16 protein-coding genes are annotated in these 17,057 nt (G+C 68.3%); all 16 read left to right on the top strand.

Translation table 11 applies throughout. The features are described from left to right. Positions 1–7: 7 nt before the first annotated feature. The 16 genes from RIB45_RS05045 (at position 8) to RIB45_RS05120 (ending at position 16,593) form a co-directional block, all read left to right on the top strand. The gene (locus tag RIB45_RS05045; RefSeq protein ID WP_350049139.1) at positions 8–1,183 is read left to right on the top strand and encodes an isovaleryl-CoA dehydrogenase; all 1,176 of its coding nucleotides are present in this window, start codon (positions 8–10) and stop codon (positions 1,181–1,183) included. 29 nt (positions 1,184–1,212) lie between these two features. Beyond that, positions 1,213–2,436, top strand: coding sequence for an acetyl-CoA C-acyltransferase (locus tag RIB45_RS05050; RefSeq protein ID WP_350049140.1), 1,224 nt, complete (start codon positions 1,213–1,215; stop codon positions 2,434–2,436). 16 nt (positions 2,437–2,452) lie between these two features. Further along, positions 2,453–3,118, top strand: a complete 666-nt coding sequence (locus tag RIB45_RS05055; protein ID WP_350049141.1) for an SDR family oxidoreductase — start codon at positions 2,453–2,455, stop codon at positions 3,116–3,118. 25 nt (positions 3,119–3,143) lie between these two features. Beyond that, positions 3,144–4,280 (top strand): acyl-CoA dehydrogenase family protein, encoded by a 1,137-nt coding sequence (locus RIB45_RS05060; RefSeq protein WP_350049142.1) that lies wholly within the window; start codon positions 3,144–3,146, stop codon positions 4,278–4,280. Between the two features lie 65 nt (positions 4,281–4,345). Beyond that, positions 4,346–5,080, top strand: coding sequence for an SDR family oxidoreductase (locus RIB45_RS05065; RefSeq protein WP_350049157.1), 735 nt, complete (start codon positions 4,346–4,348; stop codon positions 5,078–5,080). Continuing rightward, the gene (locus tag RIB45_RS05070; RefSeq protein ID WP_350049143.1) at positions 5,077–5,673 is read left to right on the top strand and encodes a 2-hydroxychromene-2-carboxylate isomerase; all 597 of its coding nucleotides are present in this window, start codon (positions 5,077–5,079) and stop codon (positions 5,671–5,673) included. The genes RIB45_RS05065 and RIB45_RS05070 overlap by 4 nt, the downstream gene beginning before the upstream one ends. Further along, complete coding sequence (locus RIB45_RS05075) at positions 5,667–6,638, top strand: glycosyltransferase family 2 protein (protein WP_350049144.1); 972 nt, start codon at positions 5,667–5,669, stop codon at positions 6,636–6,638. The genes RIB45_RS05070 and RIB45_RS05075 overlap by 7 nt, the downstream gene beginning before the upstream one ends. Then, a complete protein-coding gene (locus tag RIB45_RS05080; protein WP_350049145.1) occupies positions 6,635–7,408 on the top strand; it encodes a methyltransferase domain-containing protein in 774 nt (257 codons plus the stop codon). The genes RIB45_RS05075 and RIB45_RS05080 overlap by 4 nt, the downstream gene beginning before the upstream one ends. Before the next feature lie 11 nt (positions 7,409–7,419). Then, positions 7,420–9,327 carry an asparagine synthase (glutamine-hydrolyzing) gene (gene asnB / locus RIB45_RS05085; protein ID WP_350049146.1) on the top strand — a complete coding sequence of 636 codons (1,908 nt, stop codon included), beginning with the start codon at positions 7,420–7,422 and terminating at the stop codon, positions 9,325–9,327. Between the two features lie 43 nt (positions 9,328–9,370). Further along, positions 9,371–10,978 carry a carboxyl transferase domain-containing protein gene (locus RIB45_RS05090; protein WP_350049147.1) on the top strand — a complete coding sequence of 536 codons (1,608 nt, stop codon included), beginning with the start codon at positions 9,371–9,373 and terminating at the stop codon, positions 10,976–10,978. Positions 10,979–10,994: 16 nt separating this feature from the next. Then, entirely contained in the window at positions 10,995–11,786 is a 792-nt protein-coding gene (locus RIB45_RS05095) for an enoyl-CoA hydratase/isomerase family protein (protein ID WP_350049148.1), read from the top strand. Next, complete coding sequence (locus tag RIB45_RS05100; protein ID WP_350049149.1) at positions 11,774–12,394, top strand: gamma-glutamylcyclotransferase family protein; 621 nt, start codon at positions 11,774–11,776, stop codon at positions 12,392–12,394. The genes RIB45_RS05095 and RIB45_RS05100 overlap by 13 nt, the downstream gene beginning before the upstream one ends. Next, positions 12,384–14,417, top strand: a complete 2,034-nt coding sequence (locus RIB45_RS05105) for an acetyl/propionyl/methylcrotonyl-CoA carboxylase subunit alpha (RefSeq protein ID WP_350049150.1) — start codon at positions 12,384–12,386, stop codon at positions 14,415–14,417. Before RIB45_RS05100 ends, RIB45_RS05105 begins: the two co-directional genes overlap by 11 nt. Beyond that, positions 14,414–15,319: a hydroxymethylglutaryl-CoA lyase gene (locus RIB45_RS05110; RefSeq protein WP_350049151.1), complete on the top strand. Its 906-nt coding sequence runs from the start codon at positions 14,414–14,416 to the stop codon at positions 15,317–15,319. The genes RIB45_RS05105 and RIB45_RS05110 overlap by 4 nt, the downstream gene beginning before the upstream one ends. A 145-nt stretch (positions 15,320–15,464) precedes the next feature. Then, a complete protein-coding gene (locus RIB45_RS05115) occupies positions 15,465–16,088 on the top strand; it encodes a response regulator (RefSeq protein ID WP_350049152.1) in 624 nt (207 codons plus the stop codon). Positions 16,089–16,164: 76 nt separating this feature from the next. After that, positions 16,165–16,593 carry a DUF1489 family protein gene (locus RIB45_RS05120; protein ID WP_350049153.1) on the top strand — a complete coding sequence of 143 codons (429 nt, stop codon included), beginning with the start codon at positions 16,165–16,167 and terminating at the stop codon, positions 16,591–16,593. Positions 16,594–17,057: the final 464 nt, after the last annotated feature.

The following is a 17,057-nucleotide window of genomic DNA, read 5'->3' on the forward strand; positions in this document are numbered from 1 at the left end:
CCCCCAAATGCCGATTTCCAATCAATATCCGACGCTCAATTTCGACCTCGGCGAGACGGCCGACATGCTGCGCGACAGCATCCAGAGCTTCGCCGACGACGAGATCGCCCCGCGCGCGGCCGAGATCGACCGCACCGACCAGTTCCCGATGGACCTGTGGAAGAAGATGGGCGACCTCGGCCTGCTCGGCATCACGGTGGAGGAGGAGCTCGGCGGCTCGGGGCTGGGCTATCTCGAGCATATCGTGGCGATGGAGGAGATCAGCCGGGCCTCGGCCTCGGTGGGCTTGAGCTACGGCGCGCACTCCAACCTCTGCGTCAACCAGATCCGGCGCAACGGCTCGCGCGCGCAGCAGGAAAAGTACCTGCCGAAGCTGATCTCGGGCGACCATGTCGGCGCGCTCGCCATGTCCGAGCCGGGGGCCGGCTCCGACGTCGTCTCGATGAAGCTGAAGGCCGAGAAGAAGGGCGACCGCTACGTCCTGAACGGCTCCAAGATGTGGATCACCAACGGCCCGGACGCCGACGTGCTGGTGGTCTACGCCAAGACCGATCCGGAGGCCGGCCCGCGCGGCATCACCGCCTTCCTGATCGAGAAGGACATGAAAGGCTTCTCGGTCGCGCAGAAGCTCGACAAGCTCGGCATGCGCGGCAGCCACACGGGCGAACTCGTGTTCGAGGACTGCGAGGTGCCGGAGGAGAACGTCCTCGGCCAGGTGGGCAAGGGCGTCAACGTGTTGATGAGCGGCCTGGATTATGAGCGCGCGGTCCTCGCCGGCGGCCCGACGGGAATCATGCAGGCCTGCATGGACGTGGTCCTCCCCTATATCCACGAGCGCAAGCAGTTCGGCCAGCCGATCGGCGAGTTCCAGCTGATGCAGGGCAAGATCGCCGACATGTACACGATCATGAACGCGGCCAAGGCCTATGTGTACACCGTCGGCAAGTCTTGCGACCGGGGCGAGACGACCCGCAAGGACGCCGCCGGCGCGATCCTCTATTCGGCCGAGAAGGCGACCTGGATGGCGCTGGAGGCGATCCAGATCCTGGGCGGCAACGGCTATATCAACGAGTATCCGACCGGCCGCCTGCTGCGCGACGCCAAGCTCTACGAGATCGGCGCCGGCACCAGCGAAATCCGCCGCATGCTGATCGGCCGCGAGCTGTTCAAGGAAACGGCGTAAGCGACGCGCCGAGACGGGAGGACGACGAGATGAGCACCGACGTGATCGGCAGCAACAATTCGGGCGCCCAGGACGACCCCATCGTGATCGTGGGCGCGGCGCGCACCGCCATGGGCGGGCTGATGGGCGATCTGAAGGACGCCACGGCCGCCGAGCTGGGCGCGGCCGCCGTCAAGGCGGCGCTTGAGCGCGCGGGCGTCGCGCCGGAGCACGTGCAGGAAGTCATCATGGGGAACGTCCTGCCCGCGGGCCAGGGTCAGGCCCCGGCGCGCCAGGCGAGCCTGGGCGCGGGCGTGCCGCTCGACGTCGGCTGCACGACGATCAACAAGATGTGCGGCAGCGGCATGAAGGCCGCGATGCTGGCGCACGATCTGATCAAGGCCGACACCAATAAGATCATGATCGCCGGCGGCATGGAGAGCATGACCAACGCGCCCTATCTGCTGCCGAAGGCGCGGGCCGGCATGCGCCTCGGCCACGGGCAGGTGATCGACCACATGTTCCTCGACGGGCTGGAGGACGCCTACGACAAGGGCCGTCTGATGGGGACCTTCGCCGAGGACTGCGCCACCCACTATCAGTTCAGCCGCGAGGCGCAGGACGAGTACGCGATCGAATCGCTGTCTCGCGCCCGCACGGCGCAGGAAAGCGGCGCCTTCGCCGACGAGATCGCGCCGGTGCTCGTCAAGACCCGCAAGGGCGAGGTCGAGGTGGCGGAAGACGAGCAGCCGAAGAATGCGCTGCCGGAAAAGATCCCGACGCTGAAGCCCGCCTTCGCGAAGGACGGGACGGTGACGGCGGCCAATTCCAGCTCGATCTCGGACGGCGCGGCGGCGCTGGTCCTCATGCGCCTCAGCGAGGCCGAGGGCCGCGGCCTGACCCCGATCGCCGCGATCCGCGCCCACGCGACCAACGCGCAGGAACCGAAATGGTTCACCACCGCCCCCGTCGGCGCGATCGAGCGCTGCCTGGAAAAGGCCGGCTGGAAGACGACCGACGTCGACCTTTACGAGGTGAACGAGGCCTTCGCCGTCGTCGCCATGGCGGCGATGAAGGAATTGTCGCTGCCGCATGACGCGGTCAATGTGAACGGCGGCGCCTGCGCGCTTGGTCATCCGATCGGCGCGTCCGGCGCGCGCATCCTGGTGACGCTGCTGAACGCGCTGAAGCGCGCTGACGCCAAGAAGGGCGTCGCGTCCTTGTGCATCGGCGGCGGCGAAGCGACCGCGATGGCGGTCGAGATGCTGCACTAAGCGAAGGAGAGCCTCCATGCCGACCCTGCTCGTCACCGGCGCGAACCGCGGCATCGGGCGCGAGATCGTGCGCCAGTACGCCGCCGACGGCTGGCGCGTGATCGCCGCCTGCCGGGAGCCGGCCGCATCCGGCGTCGACGAGGCGGAGACGGTCGAGCTCGACGTCGCCGACGCCGAAAGCGTCGCCGTACTGGCCGAAAGCCTGGAGGGTGTGGCGATCGATCTGCTCTGGAACAACGCTGGGATCTATCCGGACAAGGGGCTGGCGCTCGACGCCCTGGATTACGAGGATTGGCTGGAGGCGATGGCCGTCAACGTCCTCGCCCCGATCCGCCTGGCGGCGGCGCTGAAGGAGAATGTGGCGGCGTCGGAGAAGAAGCTGATGGCGTTCACCAGCTCGCAGATGGGCTCGATCGCGCGGGATTCCCAAGGCGCGTATGTTTATCGCTCCTCGAAGGCGGCGCTCAATATGGCGGTCAATTGCTTGAAGCATGACGTGCGCCCGCTGGGGATCGCGACCTGCCTGCTGCATCCGGGCTGGGTGCGCACGGACATGGGCGGCGGCGCGGCCGAAATCGACGTCGATGAGAGCGTCGCCGGGATGAAACAGCTGTTGGACGGAATGACGCTGGAGACGACCGGCGCCTATGTCGATTATCGCGGCGCGCCGCTCGACTGGTGACGCCGCGCCTGGGAGGCTGAACGAGATGCTGTTGAGCGAAGAACAGACGATGATCCGCGACATGGCGCGCGACTTCGCGGCCGAGCAACTCGCGCCCAAGGCGGCCGAGTGGGATCGCGAGGCCCGCTTCCCGAAGGAGGCGATCGAAGCGATGGGTCCGCTCGGCCTGATGGGCATGCTGGTCCCGGCGGACTGGGACGGCGCCGGCGCCGACAACGTCTCGGCCGCTCTGGCGGTGGAGGAGATCGCGGCCGGCGACGGCTCGGTTTCGACCATCATGGCGGTGCACAATTCCGTCGCCTGCATGCCGATCCTGAAATTCGGGACCGCGGAGCAGAAGGAGCGCTTCCTGCGCCCGCTGGCCAAGGGTGAGATGCTGGGCTGCTTCTGTCTGACGGAGCCGCATGCGGGCTCCGACGCCTCCGCCATCCGCACCAAGGCGGTCAAGGACGGCAACAAGTGGCGGCTTTCGGGCTCGAAGCAGTTCATCACCTCGGGCGCGAATGCGGACGTCGCGATCGTCTTCGCGGTCACCGATCCGGAGGCCGGCAAGAAGGGCATCTCCGCCTTCATCGTGCCGACGGACTCGAAAGGCTACGAGGTCGCGAGCGTCGAGAAGAAGATGGGCCAGAAGGCGTCCGACACCTGCCACATCGTTTTCGACGACGTAGAGCTGACGCCCGATCTGATGCTGGGCGAGGAGGGGCAGGGCTACCGCATCGCCCTCAGCAATCTGGAGGGCGGACGCATCGGCATCGCGGCGCAGGCGATCGGCATGGCGCGGGCCGCGCTGGACGCTGCGATCGCTTACGCGAAGGAGCGCACCTCGATGGGTCGCGCCATCGCGGAGCATCAGGCGGTGGCCTTTCGATTGGCGGAGATGGCGACGAAGATCGAGGCGGCGCGGCAGATGACGTTGCACGCCGCCAGCTTGCGCGACATCGATGCGCCATGCCTGAAGGAAGCGTCGATGGCGAAGTACTACGCCTCGGAAATGGCGGAGGGCGTGGTTTCCGACGCGCTGCAGACCTTCGGCGGCTACGGCTATGTCGCCGATTACCCGGTCGAGCGGATCTATCGCGACGTCCGGGCCTGCAAGATCTACGAGGGCACCAGCGACGTCCAGAAGCTGGTCATTGCGCGCCAGCTTCTGGCGGCGTAAGCCGAAGCGGGAGGCCCGATCGAACCGGCGCCGAGCGAAGCGGGGGAAGGGAGCAGGCCGTGGCGATGCTGGCCGGCAAAAAGATTCTGGTGACCGCGGTGACGGAGTTCGTGGGCCGCCCGACGGCCGACGCGCTGGCCGCCGAGGGCGCTCAGGTCGTGGCGAGCGACCCGAGCTTCACCGACGCCGCCGCGCGCAAAGCCTTCGAGGCCGAGAACGCCGCCTTCCAGGCGGCCGAGGCGCAGGCCCCCGCGGATCTGGCGGCCGAGGCGCTGGAGCGTTTCGGCGGGCGGATCGACGTTCTGGTCAGCAACGACGGCTTTCCCGCGATCCGAAGCGCGGTCGACAAGGCCGATCCGCAGGACATGCGCGACGGCTTGGAGGCGTTGGTCACACGGCCCTTCGCGCTCGCGGGCGCGCTCGTCCCGGCGATGAAGGCGGCCGGCGGCGGCAAGCTGCTGTTCGTCACCTCCTCAGCGCCGATGGTCGGCTTGCCGAACTACAGCATGTACGCGACCGCCCGCGGCGCGCAGAACGCTATGGTCAAAAGCCTGGCGCGGGAGCTGGCGCGCGACAACATCCTGGTCAACGCGATCGCCCCCAACTTCATCGAAAGCCCGACCTATTTTCCGGAGGAGCTTCTCGCGGACGAGGCGGCGAAGGCGAAGATCCTCGCCAACATCCCGCTGAAGCGCCTCGGCAAGCCGGAGGAGGTGGCGCAACTCATCGCCTTCTTCGCCTCCGACAAATGCGGCTTCGTCACCGGCCACGCGCTGCCGATCGCCGGGGGGTGGGTATGACGGGCGGCCCCATCACCTTCTATTACGAATTCAGCAGCCCCTACGCCTACATCGCCTCCGAGCGGATCGAGGCGCTCGCCGACCGCCACGGCCGCGCGCTCGTCTGGAAGCCGTTCCTGCTGGGCGCGATCTTCAAGCACACCGGCGCCGGGCCGCTGACGGAAATTCCGCTCAAGGCCGACTACGCGGGCCGCGACATCGAACGCACCGCGCGGCTGCACGACATTCCCTATCGCTGGCCGCCGCGCTTCCCCTTTCTGTCGGTCGCCGCGGCGCGTCTCGTCTATTGGGCGGGCGAAGAGCGCGCGCCGGACCTGACGTACGCCTTTTTCCGCGCCGCCTTCGCGCGCGGGGAGGATCTGCAGCGCAGCGAGACCATGTTGGCGGTCGCGGAGGCTGCGGGCCTGGACCGCGGGGCGGCGGAGGCGGCGACCCGCGATCCGCAGATCAAGGCGCGCCTCGCCGACGAGACCGACGCGGCGATCCAGGCCGGCGTGTGCGGCGCGCCCTTCTTCCTCGTCGACGGGGAGCCGTTCTGGGGCTGCGACCGGATGGAGATGCTGGATCAATGGCTGGAGACCGGCGGATGGTAGAAAGCGCGCTCGAGGAGAAGCCGGGCGTCAGCTTCGTCGTTCCCGTCTACAACAAGGCGGCGTGGTTGGAGGACGTTCTGGGCCGGATCAAGGCGCAGCGCGGCGACTTTCCGCGGCAGTACGTCTTCGTCGACGACGGCTCCACCGACGGATCGCTTGAGATCGTGCGCCGCGTCACCGCCGATTGGGACGACGTCTTGATCTGGGAGCAGCCGAACGCGGGTTCGGCCGCCGCGACCAACCGCGGGATCGCCCTGGCGGAGCGCGAGTTCGTGAAGTTCGTCGACGCCGACGACCTGTTGCACGCCGATGCGACGCGGGTGCTGATGGAGGCCTTGCAGGACGATCGCGACGCCTGCCTCGCCTTCGGCCGGGCGGTGCGGTTCGCAGAGCGTGATGCGTTGGACCTGGATCGCGCGATCGAGAACCCGTCGGTGGAGCGGATGGACCGGCCCCTCAAACCGGCGATGGCCAACTCTCTTTTCAACCCGACGCAGTTCATGGCCCGGCGCAAGGCCCTCGTCGCGGTCGGCGGCTGCGACGAACGCATCGTGTTCAGCCAGGAATATGCGCTCACGATGCGTCTTGCACGGCGGTGGCCGTTTTTGCGGGTGAGGGCCGATATCGCCTTCCTCCCGCAGGAGGTCGCCGGGCGGCTCAGCAACAATGAAGGGCGCCAGTTGCAGCGGGTTACGCGCTCCCTCGCCTATTTTCTGCGGGACTACCCGCAGACGCCCTGGCCGCTGAAACAATGGGTGTGCAAGCGCGCAGCCTATCGCGCCTGGAAATATCTGCACCGCACGGAAAGGCCGTTCTGGCTTTTCCATCCCGCCTTCTGGCGCCAGGCGCGCTGTTGGCTGCCGATCCTGTCCGGCCACGCCGACTTCATCGAGCGCTGCGGTCAGGTCTTCGAGACGGCCGACCCGCACGTCGCCGGCCGCAGCGTGAAGGAGGCCGCGTCTTGAGCAACCGTCCCGGGCCGGACAGCGCCGGTTACGACGCCGCCTTCTACGCTGAGCTAGAGGAAACCGCGCTGCCCTCGGCGCGGGTGATCGTCCCGATGCTGATGAAGTGGATGGCGATCGACAGCGTCGTCGACGTCGGTTGCGGCGACGGGTCTTGGTTGTCGATCTTCCGCGAGAACGGGGTCTCGGAAGTGCTGGGTCTCGACGGACCCTGGGTGCGGGGGGACCAGTTGAAGATCCCGGGCGATTGTTTCGCCCGGCGCGCGCTGGACCAAAGCCTCGAGCTTGGCGCGCGGCGCTTCGATCTCGCCATGACCTTGGAGGTCGCGGAACATCTGCCGCCGGCGCGCGCGGCCGGGCTGGTGGCGGAGCTGACGGACGCTGCGCCGGTCGTCTTCTTCTCCGCCGCGCCGCCGGATCAAGGCGGAGCCAATCATGTGAACGAGCAATGGCCGGCCTATTGGGCCGAGCTGTTCGCCGCGCGCGGCTATCGCGCGATCGACGCGGTCCGCCCCGCGGTCTGGACCGACGATCGGGTGTGCTGGTGGTACAAGCAGAACTGCCTGCTGTTCGCGAGCGCGGCCGCGATCGCTGAGAACCCCGCGTTGAAGGCGCTGGTCGAGACCTCGCCGGAAAGCCCGCACGCGCTGATCCACCCTGAGCTGTTCCGCCAGAAGGTGAAATTGGCCGAGCCGTCCTTCGGGCGTTGGATGAAGCAAGGCGGGCGGGCGCTGGCCCGCTCGTTCGCCAAGCGCCGGGCGCGGGGCTGAAGGGGCGGGGCATGTGCGGGATCGCGGGCTTTCTGGACGTCGCGAAAAGCAGACCGAGCGAGCGTCTGGCGGCGGAGGCGCGCGCGATGGCGGAACGTCTGACCCACCGCGGTCCCGACGACGAGGGCGTTTGGACGCAGCCTGACGCCGGCCTCGCCCTGGGGTTTCGACGGCTGGCCATCCAGGATCTCAGCGCCGACGGCGCTCAGCCGATGACTGATCCCAGCGGTCGCTACACGATCGTCTTCAACGGCGAGATCTATAATTTCCAGGATCTTCGCCGACGGTTGGAAAGCGAGGGGGCCGGCCTTTGGCGCGGGCGCTCGGATACGGAAGTGCTGCTGGCGGCTGTGCGCGTCTGGGGGATGGCGAAGGCGCTCGACGCCTTCGACGGCATGTTCGCTTTCGCCTTGTGGGACGCCGAGACGCGCCGCCTCACGCTGGCGCGCGACCGGATGGGGGAGAAGCCGCTCTATTGCGGTTGGCGCGGGCAGGTCTTCCTGTTCGCCAGCGAGTTGAAAGCGCTTCATGCGCATCCCGACTTCACGGCCGAGATCGACCGCGAGGCCGTCGCCGGTTTCATGCGATACGGATACGTTCCGGCCCCGCGTTCGATCTTCGCCGGCATCGAGAAGCTGCCGCCGGGGGCGGTCTTGACGCTTTCGGCCGACGCTCCGGCCGGGGAGGCGGAGCGCGGCGCCTTCTGGGATCCGATCGCCGAGGCGGAGGGGGCGGCCCCGTTCGAGGGCGGTCCTGAGGCGGCGGTCGATCGGCTGGAGCAGCTGCTGAAGCGAGCCGTTGGCCGACGGATGGTGGCGGACGTGCCGCTGGGCGCGTTCCTGTCCGGCGGGATCGACAGCTCGTGCGTGACCGCGTTGATGCAGGAGGTGGCGGATCGGCCGGTAAAGACCTTCTCGATCGGCTTCACCGATCCGCGGTTCGACGAGGCGCCGCACGCCAAGGCGGTCGCGCGTCACTTGAAGACCGACCATACGGAGCATTACGTCGACCCGAACGCTGCGTTGAAACTCGTCCCCAAACTGCCGGAGGTCTACGACGAGCCGTTTGCGGACGCGAGCGCGTTGCCCACCATGATGCTGTGCGCGCTGACGCGCCGCGACGTGACCACCGCGCTCAGCGGCGACGGCGGGGACGAGCTGTTCTGCGGCTATCCGCGCTACCGCGCCGCGGTCGACAAGTTTCGCGGCGATGCGCCGATGAGCCCTAGCATGATGAAGGTGACGCCCTTCGGGCCGCTCAATCTGCTGTCGTCGGGCTTGGGCAAGCCGGGGCGGTTCGGGGACAAGCTGTGGCGCAAGATGTCCGATCGGTCTGCGCCTTCGCTGGAATCGCTCTACGAGGGCTATATGAGCCGCTGGCGCATCTGGGACCGTCCGGCCGCCGAGCCTGCCGAGGGGTATTTCCGGCGCGGCGCGCGCCGTCCTCGGCTGGAGGACGATCTGCAGCGCCTGATGGTCGCCGACGCGCTCACCTATCTGCCCGACGATCTTTTGGTTAAGATCGACCGGGCCAGCATGGCCGCCTCGCTCGAGGCGCGCGCGCCGCTGCTGTCGGCGGACGTCGTTCGCTTCGCCTGGGGGCTGCCGAGCGCGCTGAAGCTGCGCGAGCGCACGACGAAATGGGTCTTGCGCGAAGTGCTCTACCGCCGCGTGCCCAAGCCCCTGATCGAACGGCCCAAAGCCGGGTTCGAACCGCCGCTGGCCGATTGGCTGCGCGGCCCGTTGCGCGACTGGGCGCAAAGCCTGATCGCAAGCGACAAACTGGCCGCAGACGGCCTGATCGATCCGGAGCCGGTGCGCGCCGTGTGGGAGGAACATCTGAAAGGTCAGCGCAACTGGCATTTCGAATTGTGGACCGTGCTGATGCTGCAAAGCTGGCGCGAGACCTGGTCGGTCTGACGTGCGCGCCTTGCGCGCGCAGGCGGCTGGAAAGCGAGGAAGGATGAGCGTGTTCAAGAGCCAATATGATCCGCGCGGCGCCGAAGCGGCCGAGAACCGTGCGGCGATGGAGGCGCTGGTCGCCGATCTGGGGGAGAAAGTCCGCCAAGTGAAGCGGGGCGGGGGAGAGCGCGCGCGCAAGAAGCATCTCGATCGCGGCAAGCTGTTGCCGCGCGATCGGGTGCGCACGTTGCTCGATCCCGGTTCGCCCTTCCTGGAGCTGAACCAACTCGCCGCGTACGACGTCTATGAGGGCGAGGTGCCTGCGGCCGGCGTCATCACCGGCGTCGGGCGCGTCAGCGGCGTCGAGTGCGTCGTCGTCGCGAACGACGCGACGGTGAAAGGCGGGACGTACTATCCGCTGACGGTCAAAAAGCATCTGCGCGCCCAGGAGGTGGCCGAGCAGAACAACCTGCCCTGCCTCTACCTCGTCGACAGCGGCGGCGCGAACCTGCCCAATCAGGACGAGGTCTTCCCTGACCGCGATCACTTCGGCCGCATCTTCTTCAATCAGGCCAACATGTCGGCCAAGGGGATTCCGCAAATCGCCGTGGTGATGGGGTCCTGCACGGCGGGCGGCGCCTATGTCCCCGCGATGTCGGACGAGAGCGTGATCGTGCGCAAACAGGGCACCATCTTTCTCGGCGGTCCGCCCTTGGTGAAGGCGGCGACGGGCGAGGAGGTCTCGGCCGAGGATCTCGGCGGGGCCGACGTCCACAGCCGGACCTCCGGCGTCACCGACCATTACGCGATGGACGACCATCATGCGCTCGCCATCGCGCGGCGCATCGTAGGCAACCTGAACCGGCGCAAGCAGCCGAGCGTGGAGCTGCGCGAACCGCGCGAGCCTGCCTACGACCCGGAAGAGCTGCTGGGCGTCGTGCCGGCGGACCTGAAAAAGCCCTACGACGTGCGCGAGGTGATCGCGCGTCTCGTAGACGGCTCCGAGTTCGACGAGTTCAAACAGCTCTACGGCCAGACGCTGGTGTGCGGCTTCGCGCGGCTGTGGGGCTATCCGGTCGGGATCGTCGCAAACAACGGCATTCTGTTTTCGGAATCCGCGCTCAAGGGCGCGCATTTTGTGGAACTCTGCTCCCAGCGCGGAATCCCGCTGATTTTCCTGCAGAACATCACGGGCTTCATGGTGGGGTCGAAATACGAATCCGGCGGCATCGCCAAAGACGGCGCGAAGCTGGTCACCGCCGTCGCCACCACCTCCGTGCCTAAATTCACGGTCATCCTGGGCGGCAGCTTCGGGGCCGGGAACTACGGCATGTGCGGGCGGGGCTATTCGCCTCGGTTCTTGTGGATGTGGCCGAACGCTCGGATCTCCGTGATGGGCGGCGAACAGGCCGCCAACGTTCTGGCGACCGTGCGCGAGGACGGCATGGCCGCGAAAGGCGAAAGCTGGACCTCCGATGAGAAGGCCGCCTTCATGGACCCGATCCGTCGACAATACGAGGAGCAGGGGCATCCCTACTACGCCACCGCGCGCCTGTGGGACGACGGCGTTATCGACCCGCGAGACACCCGCATGGTGCTGGGGCTCGGCCTTTCCGCCGCTTTGAACAAGCCGATCGAGCCGACGCGGTTCGGCCTCTTCCGGATGTGAGGAAGGGAGGCTCCCGATGACCGACGAGACCCGTAAATATCGCGTGATTCACGACGGACCGGTCGCCCGCGTGCGCTTGACCAACCCGGACAAGCACAACGCCTTTGACGATGAGCTGATCCGCGGTCTGACCGGCGCCTTCCTGCTCTTGGGCGGGTCGCCCGAGGTGCGCGCCGTGATCTTGGAGGCCGAGGGGAAAAGCTTCTCCGCCGGCGCCGACCTCAACTGGATGAAGCGCATGGCGGGCTACGATTTCGCCGAGAACAAGGCGGACGCGATGGCGCTGGCGAAGCTCCTCAACATCATCAATTATTTGCCGAAGCCGACGATCGCCCTGGTGCAGGGCGCGGCCTTCGGCGGCGGGGTCGGGCTGGTTTCCTGCTGCGACGTCGCGGTCGCGACCCAGCGCGCCAGTTTTTCCCTCTCCGAAGTGAAGCTCGGGCTCATTCCGGGCGTCATCAGCCCCTATGTCGTGGACGCGATCGGCCAGCGCGCGGCGCGACGCTATTTCCAAACGGCCGAGAGGTTCTCGGCCGACGAGGCGCACCGCCTCGGCCTCGTGCATGAGGTTGTCGCTGACGAGGAGGCCTTGGCCGAGGCCGGCGCCCGCATCGCGGGCGAGGTGTTAACGGTCGGCCCCAAGGCGGCGGCCGAGGCGAAAGATCTGGTGTTCGCCGTCGATCGGCCGCTGAGCGAAGCCGTGATCGAGGACACGGCCGAGCGCATCGCGCGCGTGCGCGCCTCGGACGAAGGCAAGGAGGGCGTCGGCGCCTTCCTGGACAAAAGGAAGCCCGCATGGCTGAGCTGAGCTGGGAGACGATTCGGGAGTACTACCCGCGCGGCGCCGAGGGGACGGACGAGACCTTTCTCGAGCGGGCCGTGTTCACCCACGGCCTGCCGAAGCTGTTCTACGGCAGCCTTCGGGACGAACGGGTGTTCGAGCTGGTGACGGGAACGCCCTTGGAGGCGCATTCGAGCGAACGCGTCTTCGTGCCCGATCACAAGCTTGGGCGGATCATGACGGCGGCCGGCTATCCCGGCATCTTTCCGGAGCCGGGCGGTGAGGTGACGGCCCTCCTGGTCCACGACCTGGACCGCCGCCAGCACGCTTGCATCGCCTGGTACGAATGGGACGAGTACCGGTTGGAGCATTTTCCGCTGGCCGACGGTCGCACGGCGGAGGCTTTCGTCCCGGACGTGGACCGCATCCGCCAGACTTTCGGCATGGTCGATTTCGAGCCCTGGTCGTTCGAGAATTGGCGCGCCGTGCATTTCGAGCACGCGCTGACCGACCTGAAGGCCTGGATGGCGCTGATGCCGGATCTCGCGCCGGACGACCCGCGGCTGACGGGCGACAGCGCGCTCGAACGCGAAGACGCCGAACAGGCGCAGGAGACCCTCAACGATGTTCGCTAAGATTCTGATCGCCAACCGCGGCGAGATCGCCTGCCGCGTGATCCGCACCGCCCGCCGTATGGGCGTCGCCGCGGTCGCGGTCTATTCCGACGCCGACGCCGAGGCGCAGCATGTCAAGCTGGCGGACGAGGCGATCCATATCGGCGCCGCGCCTGCGCGCGAGAGCTACCTGTTGGCCGAGCGCATCGTCGAGGCCTGCAAGCGAACCGGTGCGGAAGCGGTCCATCCCGGCTACGGCTTCCTGTCCGAGAACGCCGGCTTCGCCGACGCGCTCGAGGCGGCGGGAATCGCCTTCATCGGGCCTCCCGCCGACGCCATCCGCGCCATGGGCTCCAAATCCGAAGCGAAGGCGCTGATGGACCGGGCCGGCGTGCCGCTTGTCCCAGGCTATCACGGCGCGGAGCAGGACGCCGACTTCCTGCAGGGGGAGGCCGAACGCATCGGCTACCCGCTTCTCATCAAGGCGTCCGCCGGCGGCGGCGGGAAGGGCATGCGGCTGGTCGAGCGCTCGGCCGACTTCGCCGACGCGCTCGCCTCGTGCAAGCGCGAGGCGTCCGCCAGTTTCGGCGACGATCATGTGCTGATCGAGCGCTTCGTCACCCGCCCGCGCCATATCGAGATGCAGGTCTTCGCCGACGGGCGCGGGAACGCCGTTCATCTGTTCGAACGCGATTGCTCCGTCCAGCGCCGCCACCAGAAGGTGATCGAAGAGGCGCCCGCCCCCTTCATGCCGGAAGCCTTGCGCGCCGAGATGGGCCGTGCGGCGGTCGACGCCGCGACGGCGATCGGGTATCGCGGGGCGGGGACGGTTGAGTTCATCGTCGAAACCGCGGAGGACGGAACGCCCGCCGCCTTCTTCTTCATGGAGATGAACACCCGCCTGCAGGTCGAGCATCCGGTGACCGAGGCGGTGACGGGGCAAGATCTGGTCGAATGGCAGTTGCGCGTGGCCGCCGGCGAGCCCTTGCCGCTCGCCCAGCAGCAGATCGCGCTTTCAGGGCATGCGGTCGAGGCGCGCCTCTACGCCGAAGACGTCGAGGCCGGCTTCTTGCCCGCCACGGGCGCCCTGTCGCGTCTGCGCCTGCCGTCCGACGCGCCGGGCCTGCGGATTGATTCGGGGGTTGTCGAAGGCGACGCCGTCACCGTCCATTACGATCCCATGATCGCCAAGGTGATCGCCCACGGATTGGACCGGACGGAGGCGCTGGCTCGGCTCGCCCGGGGCCTTGAAGGCGTTGAAGCGGCGGGCGTCACCACCAACCGCGACTTCCTGATCCGTCTCGCGCGGCATCCGGCCTTCCAGGCGGCGCGTCTCGACACCGGCTTCATCGACAAGCACGCGGCGGACCTGATCCCGACCGTCGACCGGGCAGCGCCGGACCGGATCCTGGCCTTGGCGGCGCTCGGCGAGCTCAACGGCCGCGCCGAGGCGGCGTCCCGGCGCGCGGCCGCGAGCGGCGACCCCTGGTCGCCCTTCGCGTTGTCGACCGGTTGGCGGCTTAACGATTGGAGCTTCAACGACCTGCATTACGACGCGGGCGCAGGCGAGGTTAGGGTGCGCTGCCGTTATCTGGCGGGCGGCGCCTACGGCCTCGACCTGCCCGGCGGGACGGTGCGCGCCGCCGTCGAGCGGCTGCCCGACGGGCGCCTCGCCGTCGATCTGGACGGCGCCAAGGCGCGCGTCGCGGTCGAGGTCGGCGCGGAGAGCGTCACCGTGATCGACGGCGCCGCGACCTGGCGCATCCGCCGGATCGACCGGCTGGCCGCCGCCGGCTTCCAGGAGGAAGACGCGGGCAAGCTGGCCGCGCCGATGCCGGGCAAGATCATCGCCGTGCACGCCGCCCCCGGCGACCGGGTCGCCGCCGGCGCGGCGCTTATCGTGCTGGAGGCGATGAAGATGGAGCACAGCGTGCGCGCGCCGAAGGACGGCGTGATCGCCGAGGTGCGCTTCGCGCTGGGCGATCAGGTGGGCGAGGGGGAGGCCCTCATCACCTTCGAGGAGGAGACGGAGACAGCGTCATGAGCGGGTCGGAAGCGGTGCGCATCGTCGAGGTCGGCCCGCGCGACGGGCTGCAGAACGAAAAGGTCGCGGTGTCGACCGAGACCAAGATCGCGCTGATCGAAAAGCTGGCCGAGGCCGGCTGCGCGGCGGTGGAGGCGGGCGCGTTCGTCTCGCCGAAATGGGTGCCGCAGATGGCCGACTCCGGCGACGTCTTCCGCGGCGTTCGCCGCAAGGAGGGCGTCGCCTATCCGGTGCTCACGCCCAACATGAAGGGCTTCGAGGCGGCGACCGCCGTCGGGGCGACGGAGGTCGCGATCTTCGGCGCCGCGTCGGAGAGCTTCTCGCAGCGCAACATAAACTGCTCGATCGCCGAGTCGCTGGAGCGGTTCCGCCCGGTGGCGGAGGCCGCCGCTGAACGGGGGGTGAGGGTTCGCGGCTATCTGTCCTGCGTGCTCGGCTGCCCCTATGAGGGGCGGATCGCGCCGGCGGCCGTCGCCGAGGTGGCGCGCGCGCTGTTCGAGATGGGCTGCTACGAGATATCTCTCGGCGACACCATCGGGGTCGGCACCCCGCGTGAGACGGCGGCGATGCTGAACGCGGTCGCGGCGCACGTGCCGGCGGCGCGCTTGGCGGGCCATTTCCACGACACCTACGGTCAGGCGCTGGCCAATATCTGGGCCGCCTATGACGAAGGCGTTCGGGTGTTCGACAGCTCGGTCGCCGGACTGGGCGGGTGTCCGTACGCGAAAGGGGCGAGCGGCAACGTCGCCACCGAAGACGTCGTCTACAGTCTCGAGGGCTCGGGCGTCTCCACCGGCGTCGACATGGACCGGCTGATCGCGGCGTCGCGCTTCATCTGCGCCGCGCTCGACCGGGCGCCGGCGAGCCGCGTCGCGGCTGCGTTGGCGGCCAAGGCGGCCTAGCCCGCCAGAGCGAGTCGATTTCCGGAGACGAGGCGCTGGAGCGGGTGCAAAGTTCAATCGATCATCGCGAAGGTTGCGCTGCGCGCCGCCTCGCCTTATGTGGCTTTCGGACGGGGGCGAGGCGGCTGCGAACGGCGCGGGGATCATGAGCTACGACTTCACCGGGCTCAGTGTTTTGTTGGTGGACGACAATCGGCACATGCGGGTGCTGGTGCGCCGCCTGCTGAGCGCGTTCGGCGTCGCTCGGGTCGCCGAGGCGGCGGACGGCGGGGCCGCCTGGGCCGATCTGTTCCGAGCCCTGCCGGACGTCGTTCTGATCGACTTCGCGATGGAGCCGGTCGACGGGATTGAGTTCACCCGGCGCATCCGCACCGCGCCCGACAGCCCGAATTCTTATCTGCCGATCATCATGATGACCGGGTACACCGAGAAGACCCGCGTGGTCGAGGCGCGCGACGCCGGAGTCACCGAACTTGTGGCCAAGCCCGTCTCGGCCCTGTCGCTCTACAACCGACTCGTCGCGGTGGTGGAGCGGCCGCGGCCCTTCGTGCGCGCGCCGGGCTTCTTCGGCCCGGATCGGCGGCGCCGTCAGGCCCCCTTCAAGGGCCCCGAGCGACGGGTCGGCCAGACGCCGCTCGGCCGGTCGGGCCGCCCGGCGAGCGCGTCCGCCGCCGGAGAGGCGGGGCGCGGCGCCGGCTCTGGGTCTCGCGCGGATTCAGGCGCGAGTCGGCCCCCTGGACCCGGCGGTGAGGACTTTCTGGAGATCTGAGTCGGCGCGACCCGACCCGACCCCGCGCCGGTCTTGCGCCTTTTTCGGCCGCTCCGACTCGTCTAAGACGACGACCATGAGCCTTCATCTGCGCAAACTGTGCGTCGGGGTCGACCGGTTGGAGGACCTGCAGCGCTGGCAGGCCCGTCGCCTCCGCCGCACCGGCGGCGCCATCTGGCATGAGACCCGCAACTGGCCGCGCCGCGCGGGCGAAATCCTCGATGCGGACGGCTCGCTTTACTGGATCATCCGCGGTCAAATGGCGGCGCGTCAGAGGATCCTGGCTTTCGAGCCCGCCCCGACCCGAGACCCGGACGAAAAGCCGATGTGCCGGATCATGCTCGACCCCGCTCTCACGCCGACCGAGCCTTGGCCGCATCGCCCGTTTCAGGGCTGGCGCTATCTGCCGGCCTCGGAGGCGCCGCCAGATCTAGATCAGGCGGCCGACGGGGCGGATTTGCCGGCCGCCCTGGCCGCCGAACTGAAGGCGTTGGGCCTCTGGTGAGCGCGGCGCCCGCGCCGCCGGGCCCCGGGGCGCGGGGCGATCGGAGAAAGTGACGGGCGGAAAAAGTGACGGGCGGAAAAAGTGACGGGGACGTGAAATTTTCCCCTTGCTTCGTCCGACGGCGGGGCTTATATCCCCGCTCACACGACGGGGCGCGGCGCTGAGCCGCTCGGTTCGGACACGAAGCGCCCCTGGCCGCTTGAAGCGCAACGCGCTTGAAGCGGGGCACCCAAAAGGATACGATCTGCTCTTGCGCCGGTTCCGAATCGGGTCCGCGTAGGGGCGCTTCGGTCTCTTTTTCGGGGCCGGCGGGTCAACCCGCCCCGCTTTATCGGACATTGTGGATGATCGGAAGGGATATGCGGACGGCGGCGTCGTTCGTCGGGTCCTGGGTCTGATCGGGTCTTTCGAGGGATTGAGAGGCCGTCGGTTGGTCGCAGGCGTGACCGTCTTCTGTGTCGTTC

This window comes from Marivibrio sp. (assembly GCF_040218065.1).
Classification (GTDB): Bacteria; Pseudomonadota; Alphaproteobacteria; order UBA8366; family Aestuariispiraceae; genus Marivibrio.

Coding starts and splice junctions, on each gene's coding strand:
- RIB45_RS05050 (WP_350049140.1), top strand. CDS start 1,213: ATGAGCACCGACGTGATCGGCAGCAACAATTCGGGCGCCCAGGACGAC.
- asnB (WP_350049146.1), top strand. CDS start 7,420: ATGTGCGGGATCGCGGGCTTTCTGGACGTCGCGAAAAGCAGACCGAGC.
- RIB45_RS05055 (WP_350049141.1), top strand. CDS start 2,453: ATGCCGACCCTGCTCGTCACCGGCGCGAACCGCGGCATCGGGCGCGAG.
- RIB45_RS05045 (WP_350049139.1), top strand. CDS start 8: ATGCCGATTTCCAATCAATATCCGACGCTCAATTTCGACCTCGGCGAG.
- RIB45_RS05090 (WP_350049147.1), top strand. CDS start 9,371: ATGAGCGTGTTCAAGAGCCAATATGATCCGCGCGGCGCCGAAGCGGCC.
- RIB45_RS05070 (WP_350049143.1), top strand. CDS start 5,077: ATGACGGGCGGCCCCATCACCTTCTATTACGAATTCAGCAGCCCCTAC.
- RIB45_RS05075 (WP_350049144.1), top strand. CDS start 5,667: ATGGTAGAAAGCGCGCTCGAGGAGAAGCCGGGCGTCAGCTTCGTCGTT.
- RIB45_RS05060 (WP_350049142.1), top strand. CDS start 3,144: ATGCTGTTGAGCGAAGAACAGACGATGATCCGCGACATGGCGCGCGAC.
- RIB45_RS05120 (WP_350049153.1), top strand. CDS start 16,165: ATGAGCCTTCATCTGCGCAAACTGTGCGTCGGGGTCGACCGGTTGGAG.
- RIB45_RS05115 (WP_350049152.1), top strand. CDS start 15,465: ATGAGCTACGACTTCACCGGGCTCAGTGTTTTGTTGGTGGACGACAAT.
- RIB45_RS05100 (WP_350049149.1), top strand. CDS start 11,774: ATGGCTGAGCTGAGCTGGGAGACGATTCGGGAGTACTACCCGCGCGGC.
- RIB45_RS05105 (WP_350049150.1), top strand. CDS start 12,384: ATGTTCGCTAAGATTCTGATCGCCAACCGCGGCGAGATCGCCTGCCGC.
- RIB45_RS05065 (WP_350049157.1), top strand. CDS start 4,346: ATGCTGGCCGGCAAAAAGATTCTGGTGACCGCGGTGACGGAGTTCGTG.
- RIB45_RS05110 (WP_350049151.1), top strand. CDS start 14,414: ATGAGCGGGTCGGAAGCGGTGCGCATCGTCGAGGTCGGCCCGCGCGAC.
- RIB45_RS05095 (WP_350049148.1), top strand. CDS start 10,995: ATGACCGACGAGACCCGTAAATATCGCGTGATTCACGACGGACCGGTC.